The sequence below is a fragment of the Psychroserpens sp. genome, from assembly GCF_036960315.1.
Taxonomy (GTDB): Bacteria; Bacteroidota; Bacteroidia; order Flavobacteriales; family Flavobacteriaceae; genus Psychroserpens.
The window spans coordinates 163,094-181,358 of the sequence record NZ_JBALVR010000003.1; the positions used below are offsets into that span (position 1 = coordinate 163,094).

General features: G+C 34.4%; 18 protein-coding genes. 11 read left to right on the forward strand and 7 right to left on the reverse strand.

Annotated elements, in window-relative coordinates:
• Window positions 1–41 precede the first annotated feature (41 nt).
• Window positions 42–704: an ABC transporter ATP-binding protein gene (locus V7719_RS06570; protein WP_335729087.1), complete on the forward strand. Its 663-nt coding sequence runs from the start codon at window positions 42–44 to the stop codon at window positions 702–704.
• A 2-nt stretch (window positions 705–706) separates the two neighbouring features.
• Here the strand turns inward: V7719_RS06570 and V7719_RS06575 are convergent, their stop codons facing one another.
• Window positions 707–1,117: a hypothetical protein gene (locus V7719_RS06575; protein WP_335729088.1), complete on the reverse strand. Its 411-nt coding sequence runs from the start codon at window positions 1,115–1,117 to the stop codon at window positions 707–709.
• Between the two features lie 94 nt (window positions 1,118–1,211).
• Here V7719_RS06575 and V7719_RS06580 point away from each other — a divergent pair, with 94 nt between their 5' ends.
• Complete coding sequence (locus tag V7719_RS06580) at window positions 1,212–1,976, forward strand: TIGR02757 family protein (protein WP_335729089.1); 765 nt, start codon at window positions 1,212–1,214, stop codon at window positions 1,974–1,976.
• 57 nt (window positions 1,977–2,033) lie between these two features.
• On the opposite strand, the gene V7719_RS06585 is transcribed toward V7719_RS06580, so the two are convergent.
• Entirely contained in the window at window positions 2,034–3,923 is a 1,890-nt protein-coding gene (locus V7719_RS06585; RefSeq protein ID WP_335729090.1) for a M61 family metallopeptidase, read from the reverse strand.
• A 105-nt stretch (window positions 3,924–4,028) separates the two neighbouring features.
• On the opposite strand from V7719_RS06585, the gene V7719_RS06590 reads away from it, so the two are divergent.
• The 6 genes from V7719_RS06590 (at window position 4,029) to V7719_RS06615 (ending at window position 9,929) form a co-directional block, all read left to right on the forward strand.
• A complete protein-coding gene (locus tag V7719_RS06590) occupies window positions 4,029–5,036 on the forward strand; it encodes a glycosyltransferase family 2 protein (protein WP_335729091.1) in 1,008 nt (335 codons plus the stop codon).
• Between the two features lie 99 nt (window positions 5,037–5,135).
• Window positions 5,136–7,061, forward strand: coding sequence for a BatA domain-containing protein (locus V7719_RS06595; protein ID WP_335729092.1), 1,926 nt, complete (start codon window positions 5,136–5,138; stop codon window positions 7,059–7,061).
• Complete coding sequence (locus V7719_RS06600; protein WP_335729093.1) at window positions 7,058–8,311, forward strand: dihydroorotase; 1,254 nt, start codon at window positions 7,058–7,060, stop codon at window positions 8,309–8,311. The genes V7719_RS06595 and V7719_RS06600 overlap by 4 nt, the downstream gene beginning before the upstream one ends.
• Window positions 8,312–8,316: 5 nt before the next feature.
• Window positions 8,317–8,649 (forward strand): hypothetical protein, encoded by a 333-nt coding sequence (locus V7719_RS06605; protein ID WP_335729094.1) that lies wholly within the window; start codon window positions 8,317–8,319, stop codon window positions 8,647–8,649.
• Between the two features lie 3 nt (window positions 8,650–8,652).
• A complete protein-coding gene (locus tag V7719_RS06610) occupies window positions 8,653–9,294 on the forward strand; it encodes an alpha/beta hydrolase (protein ID WP_335729095.1) in 642 nt (213 codons plus the stop codon).
• A gap of 92 nt (window positions 9,295–9,386) precedes the next feature.
• Window positions 9,387–9,929, forward strand: a complete 543-nt coding sequence (locus tag V7719_RS06615) for a GNAT family N-acetyltransferase (RefSeq protein ID WP_335729096.1) — start codon at window positions 9,387–9,389, stop codon at window positions 9,927–9,929.
• A 50-nt stretch (window positions 9,930–9,979) separates the two neighbouring features.
• Here the strand turns inward: V7719_RS06615 and V7719_RS06620 are convergent, their stop codons facing one another.
• Together V7719_RS06620 and V7719_RS06625 are read right to left on the reverse strand one after the other, a co-directional pair.
• Complete coding sequence (locus tag V7719_RS06620) at window positions 9,980–10,486, reverse strand: hydrolase (protein WP_335729097.1); 507 nt, start codon at window positions 10,484–10,486, stop codon at window positions 9,980–9,982.
• Between the two features lie 10 nt (window positions 10,487–10,496).
• Complete coding sequence (locus V7719_RS06625; RefSeq protein ID WP_335729098.1) at window positions 10,497–11,258, reverse strand: MBL fold metallo-hydrolase; 762 nt, start codon at window positions 11,256–11,258, stop codon at window positions 10,497–10,499.
• Between the two features lie 94 nt (window positions 11,259–11,352).
• On the opposite strand from V7719_RS06625, the gene V7719_RS06630 reads away from it, so the two are divergent.
• A complete protein-coding gene (locus V7719_RS06630; RefSeq protein ID WP_335729099.1) occupies window positions 11,353–12,804 on the forward strand; it encodes a TonB-dependent receptor in 1,452 nt (483 codons plus the stop codon).
• Between the two features lie 140 nt (window positions 12,805–12,944).
• Here the strand turns inward: V7719_RS06630 and bcp are convergent, their stop codons facing one another.
• Complete coding sequence (bcp, locus tag V7719_RS06635; RefSeq protein ID WP_335729100.1) at window positions 12,945–13,400, reverse strand: thioredoxin-dependent thiol peroxidase; 456 nt, start codon at window positions 13,398–13,400, stop codon at window positions 12,945–12,947.
• 47 nt (window positions 13,401–13,447) lie between these two features.
• On the opposite strand from bcp, the gene V7719_RS06640 reads away from it, so the two are divergent.
• Window positions 13,448–14,107 (forward strand): endonuclease III domain-containing protein, encoded by a 660-nt coding sequence (locus V7719_RS06640; protein ID WP_335729101.1) that lies wholly within the window; start codon window positions 13,448–13,450, stop codon window positions 14,105–14,107.
• A gap of 40 nt (window positions 14,108–14,147) precedes the next feature.
• On the opposite strand, the gene V7719_RS06645 is transcribed toward V7719_RS06640, so the two are convergent.
• On the reverse strand, window positions 14,148–14,291 hold the full coding sequence (locus V7719_RS06645) for a hypothetical protein (RefSeq protein ID WP_335729102.1): 144 nt from the start codon (window positions 14,289–14,291) through the stop codon (window positions 14,148–14,150).
• Window positions 14,292–14,348: 57 nt separating this feature from the next.
• Window positions 14,349–14,933 carry an RNA polymerase sigma factor gene (locus tag V7719_RS06650; protein WP_335729103.1) on the reverse strand — a complete coding sequence of 195 codons (585 nt, stop codon included), beginning with the start codon at window positions 14,931–14,933 and terminating at the stop codon, window positions 14,349–14,351.
• A gap of 231 nt (window positions 14,934–15,164) precedes the next feature.
• On the opposite strand from V7719_RS06650, the gene uvrA reads away from it, so the two are divergent.
• Complete coding sequence (gene uvrA / locus V7719_RS06655; RefSeq protein ID WP_335729104.1) at window positions 15,165–17,948, forward strand: excinuclease ABC subunit UvrA; 2,784 nt, start codon at window positions 15,165–15,167, stop codon at window positions 17,946–17,948.
• Window positions 17,949–18,265: the final 317 nt, after the last annotated feature.

The following is an 18,265-nucleotide window of genomic DNA, read 5'->3' on the forward strand; positions in this document are numbered from 1 at the left end:
CACACCATAAAGTATTAAATTGAACACTTTATAAATTGTGCATGATATCAGTAAAAAATATTCATAAATACTATGGAGACTTACATGTTTTAAAAGGTGTAGATCTCAATATCAAAAAAGGCGAAGTCGTTTCTATTGTTGGAGCTTCTGGCGCAGGAAAAACGACACTTCTTCAGATTCTAGGGACTTTAGACCAAATTGATCGCAATACTTCTAGCGAATTGAAGATTAATGACGTCTCCGTATCTCAATTAGGAGACAAGGCCTTAGCAAAATTTAGAAATAAACATATTGGGTTTATCTTTCAGTTTCATCAATTGTTACCCGAATTTACAGCTTTAGAGAATGTTTGTATTCCTGCGTTTATCTTCGGAAAATCGCAAATTGAAGCGGAAACTCGCGCAAAAGAATTATTAGACTTTCTAGGTTTATCTCATCGTTACAATCACAAACCTAACGAACTATCTGGTGGTGAACAACAACGCGTCGCTGTCGCTAGAGCTTTGGTTAACAATCCGAGTATGATATTTGCCGATGAACCTTCTGGGAATTTAGATAGCGAATCTGCCGAAAACCTACACAATCTCTTTTTTAAATTGCGTGATGAGTTTGGACAAACATTCGTCATTGTTACTCATAACGAGGAATTAGCAGATATGGCAGACCGGAAACTGACAATGGTTGATGGTAAAATTGTTGGGTAATATTACTCCACCAAAATCAAACTATTTACTTCTATTTGAACACTTTTTCCAAAGATGAAATCATAATTATCCACACGTCCATTCTGTCCTTCTACTTCTAATTTAGCACGTTTTCCTTTTCCATCAGTTTTATCGATAACCTTGATATAAATCACATCCTTAAAATCGTTTTCAAAAATAAGTTGTAAGGTCAATAGGTTATTACTTCCTCCTGCAGGACTATCTTTAATAACAGAACTCTTTAGCTTCACACCTTTCTTTAATAATTCGACAGATAATTCAACGTTATCGAGGTTAATAATATCACTATTTCCTTCTACTTTAGTGATAGACGTTTCTTTCATGTTTTTATCACTCCGACACCCACTAAATACAATAAGGCTAAAAGCGAGAATAAATAATTTAGATTTCATAAGCATAAGTTGATATTCCATTCAAAAATAATAGTTTCATTGTAATTAGTATTAAAGAACTGTAACTTTGTGAGGTATTATTTAAAAATTTCAATTGAACAAAAAAGAACTCAAAGAATTTCTAGACATAAAAGTTGATCAATACAATCATCCGAGATTTATTGAGAGTGACCCTATACAAGTGCCACATTTATTCACTAAAAAAGAGGACATCGAAATTGCTGGCTTCTTAACAGCTACTATTGCTTGGGGAAATCGTAAAAGCATTATCAATAATGCCAATAAAATGATGGACTTGCTTGATCATTCACCACATGATTTCATCATGAACCATAATGACTCTGATCTTGATAATCTCAAATCATTTGTTCACAGAACGTTTAATGGTAACGATTTTGTTCAATTTATAAAAAGCTTAAAACATATTTACACCAAGCATAACGGACTAGAAGCTGTGTTTTCTAAATACACTGAAAGCGAAAGTTTTCAGCAATCCATTCATCAATTTAAAACACACTTTTTCGAAATTGAGCATCTAGAACGCACGAAGAAACATGTGAGTGATCCTTTGAAAAATTCTGCGGCGAAACGCATCAATATGTATTTACGTTGGATGGTGAGACAAGATAATAATGGTGTTGATTTCGGAATTTGGAAAAGTATCTCTCCTGCTCTATTATCATGTCCGTTGGATGTTCACTCCGGAAACGTTGCCCGAAAATTAAAACTCCTCAAACGTAAACAAAACGACGGTAAAGCTTTACTAGAACTCGATACTGCCTTACGTAAATTTGATCCAAACGATCCTGTAAAATATGATTTTGCCTTATTTGGTCTAGGTGTTTTTGAAGGATTCTAAAACAAAAAAGCCCAACATATACATGTTGAGCTTTTAAATTAATTCACTTTAGATTGATTACCCTTTCAACCACGCTTTTCGAGTTGCGATTTGCTTAGCCGTTGCATTTTCATCTTCAATTAGGCTTTTAGCTGTAGTAAAGGTTGGCGTTAACGTAGCCTCTATTACAACTTCTTTTCCGTCACGCTCTAATATCACTTTAATATCCTGGCCTTCTTTCCATTGGTAAAGTTTACCAAGCATTGCTTGAGCATTTTGCATGGTAAGCGCTTCTCCATCAACAGTTTTGATGATATCCTTTGGCATAACACCTTGCTCTACCCAAAAGCTGTTGTCATTAACACCTTCAGAAAAGAAAATCTGACCTTTCTCTTGGTCTGCTCCAAAAATATATCCACTTCCATTTTGAATGTAGCTCGTAGGTATTCTTTTTTCTCCATAAGTCAATCCAGCTTTTCCGAAAAACTTCCCATAGTCAATCGGTGTTCCGCCAACAACATGCGCTGTTAAAAACGCTCCAACAGAAGGATAAGTCATTGCAGTAATCTCTGCAACGATATTATCGTCTACAAATGGTTTTTCTTTTCCGTATTTAGCAGATAGTTCCTTCATAAGAGACAACATGCTTCGGTTTCCGTTACTCTCTTCTCTCATTAAAATATCAATACACATCCCAACTAAAGCACCTTTCATATATACATTGTAGTAATTAGATGCATAAGGCTCTTCTAGCACATTTTCACTCATCACAGTAAAACTCATCGTATCATCCATGTTTTTAGATACCTGAATTTTTTGATTCATAGTTCGATAATATGTATCAGCATCTACTAAACCTTCATAAATCTGGAAGTGTTGTGCGAAATATTCAGTCACACCCTCATACATCCATAAATGCTTAGAAAATGTTGGATCGTTATAATCGAAATAATGTACATCTTCAGAATGTACAGAAAGTGGTGTCACAATATGAAAAAACTCATGCGCAACAACATCAATCATCGATGCTGCTAATTGCTCCTTTGTAGAACTTTCTCCCAAAACTACTACAGTAGACGTATGATGCTCTAAAGCTCCAAACCCTTTAGGAGCACCTTCACTTCCATCTGATAAGTATAAGTAAATATCATAACGAGGTGTCGAGTTAACATTGCCTAAGTAAGCTTTTTGAGCTTCCATCATTGTGTAAACTGTCTCTTTCATACTAGCTGCAGTATGCACTTTATTTGGAGAGTATACACTAAGTACAATTTTGATGTCTCCTACCATAAACTCTTCAACGTCTAGTTTACCGTACATCATTGGGTTATCTGTAATATCAAAATAACGTGGTGCGAAGTAAGATGTTGTTATTTGAGTTCCGTCAGAACTTGATTCCGTATTTGTATTTTGCAATGCAGATGTACGCTCAAAATTTGCTGGAGCCGTCACATCTAAAGTATATTGTGCGCTTTTTAAAGCATCAAAGTAACCTATAAAACCATGTAAGTTTAATACATAATTGTCTGGCTCTATATTGGTTCCAGATGGTGAAAAAGGAACTTCTCCTCCAATTCCTCCAATTTTTTCTTGATCGAAAGTATCATTTACTAAATACTCGATTCTATCAAGATCTTTAGCATTGGCAATCGTCCACGTATTGGTGTCTTCTTTTACTACTGGCATTTCTTTTCCGTTGTAATCAAAGGCTTTAAAATCGTCAATATATTTCCCGAAATCACTTACAGAATACGTTCCTTGAACCACTTTAGGTAACCTGTAGGTAACCGATTCCTGAGTAAAACGTCCAGGATTTATGGTTACAGGAGCTTTATCGTTAGCAACTGCTGATAAATTAATTGAAGTTGAAATTGGATTTGCTGTAGCCAAGTCATTGACTAAGGGTTTAGATGATCCACATGCTACAAGCAAAGCACTTACAGCAAAAATTGAAAGAATTCTTTTCATGATGTCGTTTTAATTGTTTTTTTAGATTTTGGTGTCTGACGCACAAAACTACAATCTGTTAACAGTAATTTAGCTAAGGTTTTGTTAAAATGGTACTTTTGTGAGATGCAAAAACCGCTTATCAGCATACTTACACCTTTTCAGAATACTGCGCAGTATTTACCAGAATGTATAGAGTCTATTATCAATCAGAGTTATCCTCATTGGGAATTACTAATTGTAGATGATCATTCTACAGATAAGAGTCATGATATTGTTCTCGCTTTCGCGGACAAAGATAAACGTATAAAGCTTCTTAAAAATACAGGAACTGGGATCATTGATGCCTTACGATTGGCATTTTCTAAAAGTCAAGGCAATTACATCACTAGAATGGATAGCGATGACATCATGCATTCTGAAAAATTAGAGGTAATGCTGAAAGATTTACAAACGCATGGAAAACAGCACATCGCATTAGGTTTGGTGAAGTATTTTAATGCTAACGGTATTGGTGATGGTTACGCTAAGTACGAATCGTGGTTAAATGGCCTAACTCGCAAAGGTCAAAATTATTCTGAAATTTATAAAGAATGTGTGATTCCCTCACCATGTTGGATGCTTCATCGCGATGATTTTTTAGCTTGTGGAGCCTTTACACCTAATCGATATCCAGAGGATTATGATTTAACATTTCGATTTTACACAAAGAACATGAAATGTATACCTAGTCAGAACCTTTTGCACTATTGGAGAGACTATAGTACTAGAGCATCACGCACTCACGAACACTATGCTGAAAACCACTTTCTAGAACTAAAAGTTGATTATTTTTTAGAACTCAATTACAATCCTTTAAGACCATTAACAATTTGGGGAGCAGGAAAAAAAGGAAAAAAAGTAGCACAGCTTTTAAAACGAAAACAAGTGCCTTTTATCTGGATTTGTGATAACCCAAAAAAAATAGGGAAACACATCTACGATGAGTTGCTTTTCAGTTTTGAGCATCTAGAAGCTATAGAACAACCGCAGAGTATTGTAACCGTTGCCAATCATGAATCACAAGAAGAAATCAAAGCCTACTTTATATCACAACAGATGTCCTCAATGGTTGATTATTTCTTTTTCTGTTAATAAAATTCATAAAACGTTAAATTTCTCAAAAGCAAAAGCTACTAATCGCTTATCATTTTCTATATTTGATTCCTAACTAAAACAATCCCAAAAATAGGAATGCAGTTTAAACACCCAGAACTTCTTTACGCTTTATTTCTGCTCATCATTCCTATCATTGTTCACTTATTTCAGCTTAGAAAATTTAAGAGCGTTCCGTTTACTAATGTTCAGTTTTTAAAAGAACTGACCATTCAAACACGAAAGAGCTCGCAACTAAAAAAATGGTTAACACTCATAACGCGTCTATTACTGCTTGCTTGCGTTATCATTGCGTTTGCACAACCATACATATCAAATTCAGACAGTTTTAGTACCAAAAGTGAAACCGTTATCTATCTTGATAATTCGTTTAGTATGCAATCTCCTAGCATTAACGGTAGTTTGCTAAACACAGCCATTCAAGATATTATAGAAAACGTTGATGAAAATGAACAAATTTCGATTTTCACCAATGATGCAAATTTCAATAATACGAGTATCAAAGCCATAAAGAATGATTTAATTCAATTAAAACATTCGCCAAACCAATTGGCGTATGATGCCGCAGTTTTAAAAGGAAAACAGGTATTCTCAAACGATGAGAGTTCGATTAAAAATTTGGTCTTGGTATCCGATTTTCAGCAGAAAAGCGAAGCACTCACAGCCACAAACGATAGTTTAATTAATTTGAAACTGGTGCAGCTTAAACCATCCAATCAGAGCAATATTACGGTAGACAGTGTATACGTGTCCAAAACAACAGTTGAAAACCTAGAGCTAACGGTTCGCATTAATAATCAAGGAGCTCCTATCGAAACCTTACCCGTTTCTTTATATAATGATGACAAATTAATTGCTAAAACGGCAGTCAACATTACAGATAAAGCCACAACAAACTTTACGATTCCTGCAAACGCCGTTTTTAATGGAAGAATTGTTATTGAAGATCGCAATCTACAATATGATAATACCTTGTTTTTTAATATCGATAGACGTGAAAAAATAAATGTATTAGCAATTAATGAAACCGATGATACCTTCCTTAAAAAGATTTATACAAGTGATGAATTTGAGTATACGTCGTCAGATTTTAGTGCACTAAATTATAATACCTTAGAGCAACAAAATTTGATTGTTTTAAATGAACTTAATGACATCCCAAACTCATTAGCAACTACTTTAAAATCATTTACTGATAAAGGTGGAAGTATTTTAATTATTCCTTCAAATGATGCAGTGTTAAATAATTATAATCAATTGTTTACGATTTATGGCTTACCAAGTTTTAACACTTCAAATACTGTTGAAAAGAAGATTACAACCATAAACTTTTCACATCCATTATTAAGTAATGTTTTTGATAAGCGTATTACCAATTTTCAGTATCCAAAAGTGAATTCGTTTTATACGAATGCGTCAGGTTCGGTGTCTTCAATTTTAAGTTTTGAAGATGGCGTTTCTTTTCTCGCACAATCTGGAAATGCATATCGTTTTTCCGCAGCATTAAATACTGAGAATTCAAATTTCAAAAATTCACCACTTATTGTTCCAGTCCTTTATAATATTGGAAAGCAGAGTTTAAAAACTGGTGATTTGTTCTATACTATTGGTAAAGAAAACACCATTGATATCGCAACACAATTACAACAGGATGACATTTTGACTTTAGTAAATGGTGAAAACTCAGTCATACCTTTGCAACAAACTTATAACAACAAAGTAGAGCTAATCACTAATACCTACCCTAATATTGCTGGTATTATTGCAGTACAAAATAAAGACACTTTCCTCAAGAATTTGAGTTTTAATTTTGACAGAAACGAAAGCAATCTTAACTATTTTGATACTCAAAACATTAGCAATACAACCATCGATAATTCGGTAGCTTCTGCTATAAGTGATATCAAAAGTGCAACGAATGTTAACGAACTATGGAAATGGTTTGTTATTTTTGCAGTGATTTTCTTAATCATTGAAATGCTCATCTTAAAATTCCTAAAATGAACGTACTTGTAAAATCTGCCACTATAGTTGACCCTAAAAGCGATTTTCACAATCAAACCGTTGATATTCTAATAGAGAAAGGAACGATTTCCAAGATTTCTAAACGCATTCAAAATCCGAAAAACTACAAAGAAATTAAATTAGACAATCTTCACGTTTCACAAGGTTGGTTTGATAGCAGTGTGAGTTTTGGCGAACCTGGATTCGAAGAACGAGAAACGATAGACAACGGACTCAAAACTGCAGCACACTCAGGTTTTACTGCTGTTGCAGTTAACGCAAACACCAATCCGGTTCTAGATTCTTATGCTGATATCGCTTTTTTAAAATCTAAAGCAGCTAATCATGCGGTAGACCTCTATCCTATTGGAGCATTAACCAAAAACAGTGATGGTACAGATTTAGCCGAATTATTCGATATGAGATCAGCTGGAGCCGTTGCTTATTATGATTATCAGCATCCTATTGCTAATCCGAACCTCATGAAACTAGCCTTGCAATATGCTAGTAACTTTGGTGGTTTGGTGTGCTCATTTCCACAGGAATCAAAAATTTCAGGATTAGGTGTGATGAATGAAAATGTAACAAGCACATCACTCGGTTTAAAAGGAAATCCGTCTCTAGCCGAAGACTTACAAATCGCAAGAGATTTATTCATTCTAGAATATACCGAAGGCAAACTTCATATACCAACGATATCAACAGCTACATCTGTTGAACTGATTAGAGCAGCTAAGCAAAAGAAACTCGATGTAACTTGCAGTGTCGCTATTCATAATTTGATGTTTACAGACGAACATCTAAAAACTTTCGACACCAACTTTAAAGTCCTACCGCCTCTAAGAACTCAAAATGATATGGACGCACTTATTGACGGACTTAAAGATGGAACGATTGATATGGTCACAAGTGATCATAACCCAATTGATATAGAAGATAAAAAGATAGAGTTTGATTATGCTAAATATGGAACTATCGGACTAGAAAGTGCTTTTGGAGCATTAAACTCAGTGTTTACCCTAAAGAAAACAGTTGAATTACTTATCAAAGGAAAAGAGCGTTTTAATGTTGAAAGCTCTTCAATTAGCGTTGGAAGCGGAGCTAATTTATCACTATTTAATCCAAATGATACTTATATGTTTTCAAAACAAAACATATACTCAAGGTCTAAGAATTCTATGTTTGAAGGAAAAGAATTGAAAGGAAAGGTTTATGGGATTGTAGCTAATAATCAATTGATATTAAATTAAAAAATATGCAGAACACCTCAAATGATAATAAAGATAGTTTAGCGATTGTAGCCTATATAACGCTTATTGGAACTTTAATTGCCTTTTTCATGAATCGTGAAGAACGGAATCCACTGGTGTCCTTTCACGTACGTCAAGCTTTAGGGTTATGGCTGTTACAAATGATTTTAGGTTATTTTATTGGAGCTTTTGACAGCTGGATGATTTCGACATCATTCTGGATTTTCTTTATCGTTCTTTTTATCTACGGTATTTTAGGAGCTGTCGGCAAAAAAATGAATGAAGTACCAATTTTAGGACCATTCTTTCAAAAACTATTTGCATCCATAGGACAATAGCTCATGACTTTACATCACATTACAAGACCTTCGTATTTAAAAGACAATGCGCCATTACTCATAATGTGTCATGGCTATGGAAGTGACGAGAACGATTTGTTTTCATTTGCACAAGAATTACCAGAAGAACTATATATTATTTCGGTACGAGCTCCACATCCAATGCAACCTTCTGGCAATGCTTGGTACGCCATCAATTTTGATGCGAACCAAAACAAATGGAATGATGTTGAACAAGCTGTAGAATCAAGAGATAAGATTGCTCGTTTTATTGATGAAGCTTGTGCAGAATATCCCGTTGATAAAAATAATGTCACGCTTTTAGGGTTTAGTCAAGGTACTATATTGAGTTATGCTGTAGCTCTTACCTATCCTGAAAAGGTAAAAAATATAGTTGCCCTAAGCGGTTATGTAAGCGAAGATATGCTTGCCGAAAACATAGAGGACATGGACTTTTCACAGTTAGATTTCTATTGTTCTCATGGAAGTGTTGATCAAGTGATACCTGTAGATTGGGCAAGGAAAGCACCTCAATTTCTAGACAAACTTAATATCAAACATACGTATTCTGAATTTCCTGTCGGACATGGTGTTGCTCCACAAAATTTCTATGAACTTAGAAGTTGGCTGGAAAAGCGAATTTAAATTTATTGTCATTCAAAGCGTAGCGAATAACCTATTCAGGATATTATTCAGTCGTTCGTTCCTCCTTCTGAAGGACAAACAAAAAACATAGAATGGATTACCTTCTCACAGACGAAGAAACCGAACGTTTACATTTCAGATTAGTCACAAAAGATGATTTTGATGCTTGGCTGCCTTTATTTAAAGAGGATTATGTGGGTAAATTTCTAGGCATGGTAGACGGTTTATCACAAACTGAACAATGCGAACACTGGTTCAAAAAAGTATTTCACAGATACGAAAACAACCTTGGAGGCATGAATGCGCTGATCGACAAAAAGACTGGCGAATTTATTGGACAATGCGGACTTTTAATTCAAAACATTGAAGAGGTAGAACGTTTAGAAATTGGCTACTCTATCCTTCCAAAGTATTGGGGAAAAGGCTATGCACAAGAAGCCGCTATAAAATGTAAAAATTTTTGTTTTGAACATGAGTTTACAGATAATCTCATGTCGATGATGCATTTTGATAATATCGGTTCTGAAATTGTTGCCAAAAAAAACGGAATGACTTTCGAAAAACAAGTCAAAGAATTTAAAGTATTTAGTATTACCCGAGAATATTGGCTAAAACAAAAGTCACAAAATGAATAAACCGTATTTAATTTCATTCATTATAAAAAAAGAAAGCGGAAGTACCGCTATTATCTAGGTTGATATAATAAATTACCTATATCCTTAAACGTTAGGTTTCCCTTATCATCCATATCATACCCTAAAAGCATTTCACCCCAATATGTTCCATCTGTAAAACTGATGATTATCCATTTATGGTTTAACATTCTAATCTGGTCAATGCGCATTTTCTTGCCAGACATTGAGGCAAAAGGCACTAATGGATGATCTTCTGTGTCGTATTCATTTAGACTAATTAATCCGTCTTTAATAAGTGGCACAAACTCTGATATTCTGAAACCTCTCTTTTCCCAGTAGGTCATAGCATCATCATTAGTATCAAATCGAAACGTATACAAATCTGAAGCTATATCATCTTCTATCATACGAATAGAATCCTTAAGCTGTGTATTATTCTCCATGTAACTTGTGAGCTTCTTGTCGTAGTCTTCAATAATGTTTTTTGAATTCACAAATTGAAAAATCACCAATAACAAGGTGAAAATAAACAAGTACATAAAAATTCTTTGCTTCATAATAATAGTTCTATAATTCTATTTGTAAGTTATCGTAAGCTAAATAAACGTTTTCTGGTAAGCTTTGTTGTACATCATCATGGAAACCTAAATAATGACTAATATGCGTTAAATATGCTGTTTCTGGCTGGACCTTGTCAATAAACGCAAGCGCTTCCTGAAGATTGAAATGTGACATATGTTCTTTTTCTCTTAACGCATTCACAACCAAAACCTTAACTCCTATCAATTTCTCCACCTCTTCGTCAGCGACGGTTTTCATATCTGTGAGATATGCAAAATCGCCAAATCGAAAACCGAAAACCTGTAATTTATGATGATAACCATTAATAGGCATGACTTGCAAATTGCCAAGAAAAAAAGGTTCGTTTTTTATTTCATTTTTAATCACACTAGGTACACCAGGATATTTATCTTCCGAAGTGAAAATGTAATTGAACCGCTTTGCCAGCTCGCCTAATACGCGTTTGTGTGCATAAAAAGGAATATCACCTTGACGGAAATAAAACGGACGAATATCATCCAATCCAGCAGTATGATCGGCATGCTCATGAGTAAAAACAACACCATCAATCTTGCTACAATTAGCGTGTAACATTTGTTGCCTGAAATCTGGTCCACAATCGATCACATAAGTAAAATCATCCCATTCTATTAGGACCGATACCCGTAACCGTTTGTCTTTAGGATTCACACTTAAACACACAGGATGATCACTTCCTATAACTGGAATGCCTTGAGATGTTCCTGTACCTAAAAAAGTAACTTTCAAAATATAATTTGTTTGGAACAAAAATAAAACTAATTTTTTTAGTTTGACCTGCTATTTTAATACCTTTGTAAAGTTGACAAACCCAAAACATAAGATGGAAATAACCTTAAAAGGAGATAAAGAGTTTGATGAGATTCCTTCGTTAAAAACGAAATGTTTGCGCATCAACTTAAATGAAAATATCTATGGTACCTTCGCTGAAATTGGAGCTGGGCAAGAAACTGTACGTCAGTTCTTTAGAGCTGGAGGGGCTTCTGGAACTATCGCAAAAGCCATGTCCGCCTATGATAAAGCCTTTAGTGATGCGATTTATGGTATTGAAGATGACAAGCGGTATGTGACTGAAGCGCGTTTAAGAAAAATGCTGGACCATGAAATTGGTTTGGTAGAAAAACGCCTTACTAGAGAAGATCATCCTCATAAAATGTTCTTTACTTATGCAAATACAGTAGCAACTATTGATTTTGCTAAAAAATATAAGGGCCACGGCTGGATTGGTATTAAATACCAAGTCGATTCCGACCAAGGCTATAATGAAATTGTACTACATTTTAGATTTAAAGAAACTGACGCTCGATTACAACAAGAAACTCTGGGTATTTTAGGAACTAATTTGATCTATGGTGCATTTTACAAATACAACGAACCCAAAAAACTCTTACGTTACCTATATGATCATATAGATAAAGATCAAATAGAAATTGATACTATTAATTTTGCTGGACCAGTATTTAAAGATATTGATAATCGCTTAATGAGTTTACAATTGGTTAAAAACGGAATGACAGATGCCGTTATGTTTGCGCCAGACGGAAACAATGTTCTTCCAGCAAGAGTACTCTACAAGAAGAATATTTTAACATTGCGTGGTAGCTTTAGACCAGTAACTAAAGTTAATATGGACATGTATAAGAAGTCTTATGAAATGTTCATTAAAGAAAATAAAGTCGATACTGAGAAAACTCAAGTGATTTTTGAAATTACACTTTCTAACCTTCGTGCTGAGGGGGAAATCGATGAGCAAGATTTTATGGATCGTGCAAGATTACTATGCTCTTTAGGGCAAACTGTACTGATTTCAAACTTTCAAGAGTATTACAAACTGGTTGAATACTTCTCTCAATATACTAAAGCTCGTATGGGATTAGCAATGGGAGTTAATAACTTGATTGACATTTTTGATGAAAAATATTACCGACATTTAAGTGGTGGAATTCTGGAAGCCTTTGGCAAATTATTTTTCAAAGATTTACGTGTTTACCTATATCCAATACAAAATGATGATGGTACATTAACAGATAGTGAAAACCTAAAAGTACACCCAAGAATGAAAGAATTGTACAAATTCTTTAAGTATAATGGCAAAGTTGTAGATATTACTGATTATGACGAATCGACATTATCAGTATTCTCAAGAACGGTATTAAAGATGATCGCAAATGGTGAAGATGGCTGGGAAGGCATGCTTCCTGAAGGTGTTTCAAATCTAATTAAAGAGAAAAGCCTCTTTGGATGTGAGACTGAACAAATCCATTTAGGAGAGTAAATCATTTAAAATGATATATTAAAAAACCGCATGTAATTCATGCGGTTTTTTTTGTTTAAGTATTCATGAATCTTCGATTTCAGAATCTCACACACTTATAATAATGAGATGCTGAAATAAATTCAGCATGACGTAAAACTTTATTCGGATAAAATCTGAGCTGTATGTTCTTTAGTCTTCACTTTAGTAATAATGTCCTCAATAATACCATTTTCATCAATTACAAAGGTAGTTCTGTGAATACCATCGTACTCCTTTCCCATAAATTTTTTAGGACCCCAAACTCCAAAGGCTTCTATGACAGTCTTATCTTCATCTGCTAATAAAGGGTATTTAAATCCATATTTATTCTTAAAATTAGATTGGCGTTTTGCGTTATCAGCACTAACACCTAAAATCTCATAACCTAGAGCCTGAAAACGTTCGTAATTATCATTTAAATTACAAGCTTCTACTGTACAACCTGGTGTACTCGCTTTAGGATAAAAGAAAACCACTAACTTTTTTCCTTTATAATCTGCTAAAGAAATCGTATTACCTTGCTCATCTTTTGCCGAAAAATTTGGAGCCTGATCTCCTGCTTTTAATTGTGTCATAATTGCTAACTTTGATGGTTAATTAATTTTTTATAAAAATACGACTTATGACTAAGCAAGAAAAGGTGGGTTTTGTTATTAATACGTTAAAAGAGTTGTATCCAACTATACCAATTCCTTTAGAGCACAAAGACCCCTATACTTTGCTAATTGCTGTATTAATGTCTGCACAGAGTACAGATGTTCGTGTGAATAAAATCACACCGTTATTGTTTGAAAAAGCCGATAACCCATATGATATGATTAAGCTTTCTGTGGAAGAGATTCGTGAAATTATAAAGCCAGTAGGTTTATCGCCAATGAAAAGTAAAGGTATTCACGGATTATCACATATTTTAATTGATAAGCATAACGGGAAAGTCCCAAAAACCTATGAAGCACTAGAAGAATTGCCTGCTGTTGGTCATAAAACTGCTGCAGTTGTTTTGTCACAAGCATTTGGAATACCTGCATTTCCTGTGGATACGCATATTCATCGTTTGATGTATCGATGGAATTTAACTAATGGAAAAAACGTCGTACAGACCGAAAAGGATGCAAAGCGTCTATTTCCGAAGGATTTATGGAACGATTTACATCTTCAGGTTATTTGGTATGGGCGAGAATATTCTCCTGCTAGAGGCTGGGATTTGGACAAAGATGTGATTACCAAAACGATTGGTAGAACTTCGGTATTGAAGGAATATTTTGCTAAGAATAAAAAGTAAAAAAAACCCTGAAGACTAACGATTCAGGGTTTTTTCAAATTTAGTTTTGAAGTGCTTCAAACTTCAAATTATTGCAATGTATAACACTTAAAGCTTTGCTGTAACTCAAAAGAAAATCCACTGTCTCTTCTTTTGGGTTTAGGTCGTTTTGTTTTTGAGGGCATTCAGAGTAAAGTTTTGCCATTTTATGGTTTTTAGTTTGTTATATTCCTATAAACGTAACAAAACTTAACTTATTGTATCAATTTGTTAAAATAATATTATTCTTGTCAATTACCTTTCTCAAATTAATGAGTGCATAACGCATTCTTCCTAAAGCCGTATTAATACTTACATCGGTACGTTCAGATATTTCTTTAAAACTCATATCCTTATACATGCGCATAATTAGAACTTCTTTTTGGTCTTCTGGCAATTCTTCGATAAGACGTCTTAAGTCACATTCTACTTGATCCTTGATTAATCGCTTTTCGGCATTTAAAGAGCTGTCTCCTAATACAGAAAAAATACTAAACTCCCCAGAATTATCAAATTTTGGCATTCTATTATTTTTTCTGAAATGATCAATTACCAAATTATGAGAAATACGCATCACCCAAGGCAAGAATTTGCCTTCTTCATTATATTTACCAAGTTTCAAATTCTTAATAACCTTAATAAAAGCATCCTGAAATACATCTTCAGTGATGTCTCTGTCAAAGACTTTAGAATAAATAAAACTGTAAATTTTTTGTTTGTGTCTGTGGATAAGTATAGATAGAGCGTTTTCGTCTCCATTCATGTAGTTCTTAACTAAAACAGCGTCTGTGATAAGCTCGTGTCTCATAATAATTACTTTAAGGGCAAAGAAATTAATCTTATGCTTGGGGTTAAATTTTAAAGTAATCTTATAATATAGGCAACTATGTTTTAACTGTTTATGTTCTCAAATATAACAACAATCATTCCGAAATTCCAAAAAAAAACACCAAACTTTAACATTTTAATCAATAATCATCCATTTTTTAAGCTTCAAGAAAAGGCCTATCTTTGCACTTCCTTATTCGCTAAAACACCCATGAGTAGTAACATTCTAGACCTAAATCCAAAAGAAAATATCATCATAAAGGGTGCGAAATTGCACAACCTAAAAAATATTGATGTTGTAATCCCTAGAAATAAATTGGTGGTAATCACTGGTTTATCGGGTTCAGGGAAGTCTAGCTTGGCCTTTGACACCTTATACGCTGAAGGTCAACGTCGTTATGTAGAAAGCTTATCCAGTTATGCGCGTCAGTTTTTGGGCAGACTTAATAAACCTAAGGTAGATGTGATAAAAGGTATAGCTCCAGCAATAGCTATAGAACAAAAAGTGAATAGTACTAATCCAAGATCTACAGTTGGAACCTCCACCGAAATTTATGATTATCTAAAATTATTATTTGCTAGAATCGGAAAAACTTACTCACCTGTCTCTGGTGATTTGGTTAGAAAACATCGTACTAAAGATGTTTTAAATTTGGTAAAATCGTTTGATGATCGCGAAAAACTCTTACTCCTCTCTCCTATCATTTTAGAAGAAGGGAGAACTATGGATGACAAACTAAATGTATTAAAACAACAGGGTTATGCTAGAGTTCAGTACAAAGAAGACGTATTCAGAATTGATGAAGCTGTTGAGAAAAACATAAAAAAAGATATATTTTTAGTTGTTGATCGAATTGTCGTCAAGCACGAAGATGATTTTTATAACCGATTGGCAGATGCCATAGAAACTGCTTTTTTTGAAGGAAAAGGGACCTGTATCATAGAATCACTTTCTGATAAAAAGCGTACAGAATTCAATAATCGTTTTGAATTAGACGGAATGACGTTCTTAGAACCCAACCCTCACCTGTTCAGCTTTAATAATCCGTATGGAGCTTGCCCAAAATGTGAAGGTTATGGGGATGTGATTGGCATAGATGAAGATTTAGTGATTCCAAATACAGGATTATCAGTTTTTGAAAATGCGGTTTTTCCTTGGAGAGGAGAAAGTATGAGCTGGTATCGAGACCAATTAGTAAACAACTCTCATAAATTTGAATTCCCAATACACAAACCTTATTTCGAATTAAGCAAAGCCCAAAAACAATTGGTTTGGGAGGGTAACGGGTATTTTGAAGGTTTGAATTCATTCTTTTCCGAATTAGAATCGAAAGCCTATAAAATTCAGAACCGTGTGATGTTGTCTCGCTATCGCGGAAAAACAAAATGTCACATTTGCAAAGGGAAACGACTTCGTGAAGAAGCCAATTATGTAAAGATTTCTGATGTTACGATTACCGATTTGGTAGAGATGCCTCTGGATGAATTAGCTGGTTTTTTCGAGCAATTAGAACTCGACGATTACGATACAACAATTGCCAAACGTCTACTTAAAGAAATCAATAACCGATTATCATTTTTAAGTAATGTAGGCTTAGATTACCTGACATTAAACCGAAAATCAAATACATTGTCTGGCGGAGAAAGTCAGCGAATTAATCTAGCAACATCCCTAGGAAGCAGCTTGGTTGGTTCAATGTATATCCTTGACGAACCCAGTATTGGTTTGCATCCAAAAGACACCGAAAAACTCATCAAAGTCTTACAAGCTCTTCGTGATTTAGGAAATACTGTGATTGTTGTTGAGCACGATGAAGATATCATGAAAGCTGCTGATGAAATCATCGATATTGGTCCAGAAGCAGGAACTCTTGGTGGAGAAGTTGTGGCAACTGGAACTTTCAAGGATATTCTGAAATCTAATTCTTTAACAGCTCAATATTTAAACGAAACATTAAAAATTGAGCTTCCAAAGAGTCGAAGAACTTCAAAATATCAAATAGATGTTATTGGAGCTCGAGAGCATAACCTTCAAAACATTGATGTCACGTTTCCTTTAGAAATGCTAACCGTTATCACTGGTGTTTCTGGTAGTGGAAAAAGTACATTAGTAAAAGAGATACTATTCCCTGCCATACAAAAGCAACTGACAGGATTTGGTGACAAACCAGGTCAGTTTACCGAACTTAAAGGGAATTTTAAGAATATCAAACATATTGAGTTTGTTGACCAAAACCCAATTGGTCGCTCATCACGTTCTAATCCTGTGACGTATATCAAGGCCTATGACGATATTAGAGCTTTGTTTTCTAATCAGAAATTGAGTAAGATTCGAAATTATCAAGCTAAGCATTTCAGCTTTAATGTCGATGGCGGACGTTGTGAAACCTGTAAAGGTGATGGTGAAGTTACCATCGAAATGCAATTCATGGCAGATGTGCACTTAACGTGTGAAACCTGTAATGGTAAGCGTTTCAAAAAAGATGTCTTAGAAGTTACTTTTGAAGGGAAAAACATTGATAATATTTTAACAATGACCATTGATGATGCGATTGCATTTTTCGATAAACATAACGTCACTAAAATCAAGAATAAATTGCAACCGCTTCAAGATGTAGGTTTAGGTTATGTGGCTTTAGGACAGAGTTCTTCTACCCTTTCTGGTGGTGAAGCACAACGTATTAAGTTAGCCTCTTTCCTCGGAAAAGGTTCTAAAAGCGATAATGCACTATTTATTTTTGATGAGCCAACAACCGGACTTCACTTTCACGATATTAAGAAATTACTCAAATCGTTTCAAGCATTAATTGGAAAAGGGCATTCGATTATTGTCATCGAACACAATCTTGATTTAATTAAATGTGCCGATTACATCATCGACTTAGGTCCTGAAGGAGGTATTCGTGGCGGACAATTAATGGCTCAAGGAACTCCTGAGGAATTAGTTGAAAACAAAGCGTCTATTACTGGAAAGTTTTTGAAAGATAAATTATAAGCTTTTTGAGTGATGTTGATTTAGAACATAACAAGAAAACAACTTCTGTAAGCCCCTTAGCAAAAGGCGGTTCTAACATTGAACTCCATGTGCTTTATCAAAAACCCAATTCAAGATTTGAAATTAAACCTACATTAGGTTAGTCGCTTTTCACTATTGTTTTTGTTTTAATAAACCATACTTATAGCTGTTGGAGTTTATTAGTATAACGAATATGGAAGCTCAGATCTTCTTTCGAAGTATTGGTTTGCTATTATATGGGTTATATTGTTTTCTACTGGAACTATTAAAATTTATATTGTTTTTTTACTCCAATC

What these genes read in the sequence shown, in the direction of transcription:
- uvrA (WP_335729104.1), top strand. Translation starts at nt 15,165, where the DNA reads ATGAGTAGTAACATTCTAGACCTAAATCCAAAAGAAAATATCATCATA.
- V7719_RS06650 (WP_335729103.1), bottom strand. Translation starts at nt 14,933, where the DNA reads ATGAGACACGAGCTTATCACAGACGCTGTTTTAGTTAAGAACTACATG.
- V7719_RS06615 (WP_335729096.1), top strand. Translation starts at nt 9,387, where the DNA reads ATGGATTACCTTCTCACAGACGAAGAAACCGAACGTTTACATTTCAGA.
- V7719_RS06600 (WP_335729093.1), top strand. Translation starts at nt 7,058, where the DNA reads ATGAACGTACTTGTAAAATCTGCCACTATAGTTGACCCTAAAAGCGAT.
- V7719_RS06605 (WP_335729094.1), top strand. Translation starts at nt 8,317, where the DNA reads ATGCAGAACACCTCAAATGATAATAAAGATAGTTTAGCGATTGTAGCC.
- bcp (WP_335729100.1), bottom strand. Translation starts at nt 13,400, where the DNA reads ATGACACAATTAAAAGCAGGAGATCAGGCTCCAAATTTTTCGGCAAAA.
- V7719_RS06585 (WP_335729090.1), bottom strand. Translation starts at nt 3,923, where the DNA reads ATGAAAAGAATTCTTTCAATTTTTGCTGTAAGTGCTTTGCTTGTAGCA.
- V7719_RS06590 (WP_335729091.1), top strand. Translation starts at nt 4,029, where the DNA reads ATGCAAAAACCGCTTATCAGCATACTTACACCTTTTCAGAATACTGCG.
- V7719_RS06610 (WP_335729095.1), top strand. Translation starts at nt 8,653, where the DNA reads ATGACTTTACATCACATTACAAGACCTTCGTATTTAAAAGACAATGCG.
- V7719_RS06575 (WP_335729088.1), bottom strand. Translation starts at nt 1,117, where the DNA reads ATGAAATCTAAATTATTTATTCTCGCTTTTAGCCTTATTGTATTTAGT.
- V7719_RS06570 (WP_335729087.1), top strand. Translation starts at nt 42, where the DNA reads ATGATATCAGTAAAAAATATTCATAAATACTATGGAGACTTACATGTT.
- V7719_RS06645 (WP_335729102.1), bottom strand. Translation starts at nt 14,291, where the DNA reads ATGGCAAAACTTTACTCTGAATGCCCTCAAAAACAAAACGACCTAAAC.
- V7719_RS06620 (WP_335729097.1), bottom strand. Translation starts at nt 10,486, where the DNA reads ATGAAGCAAAGAATTTTTATGTACTTGTTTATTTTCACCTTGTTATTG.
- V7719_RS06595 (WP_335729092.1), top strand. Translation starts at nt 5,136, where the DNA reads ATGCAGTTTAAACACCCAGAACTTCTTTACGCTTTATTTCTGCTCATC.
- V7719_RS06640 (WP_335729101.1), top strand. Translation starts at nt 13,448, where the DNA reads ATGACTAAGCAAGAAAAGGTGGGTTTTGTTATTAATACGTTAAAAGAG.
- V7719_RS06630 (WP_335729099.1), top strand. Translation starts at nt 11,353, where the DNA reads ATGGAAATAACCTTAAAAGGAGATAAAGAGTTTGATGAGATTCCTTCG.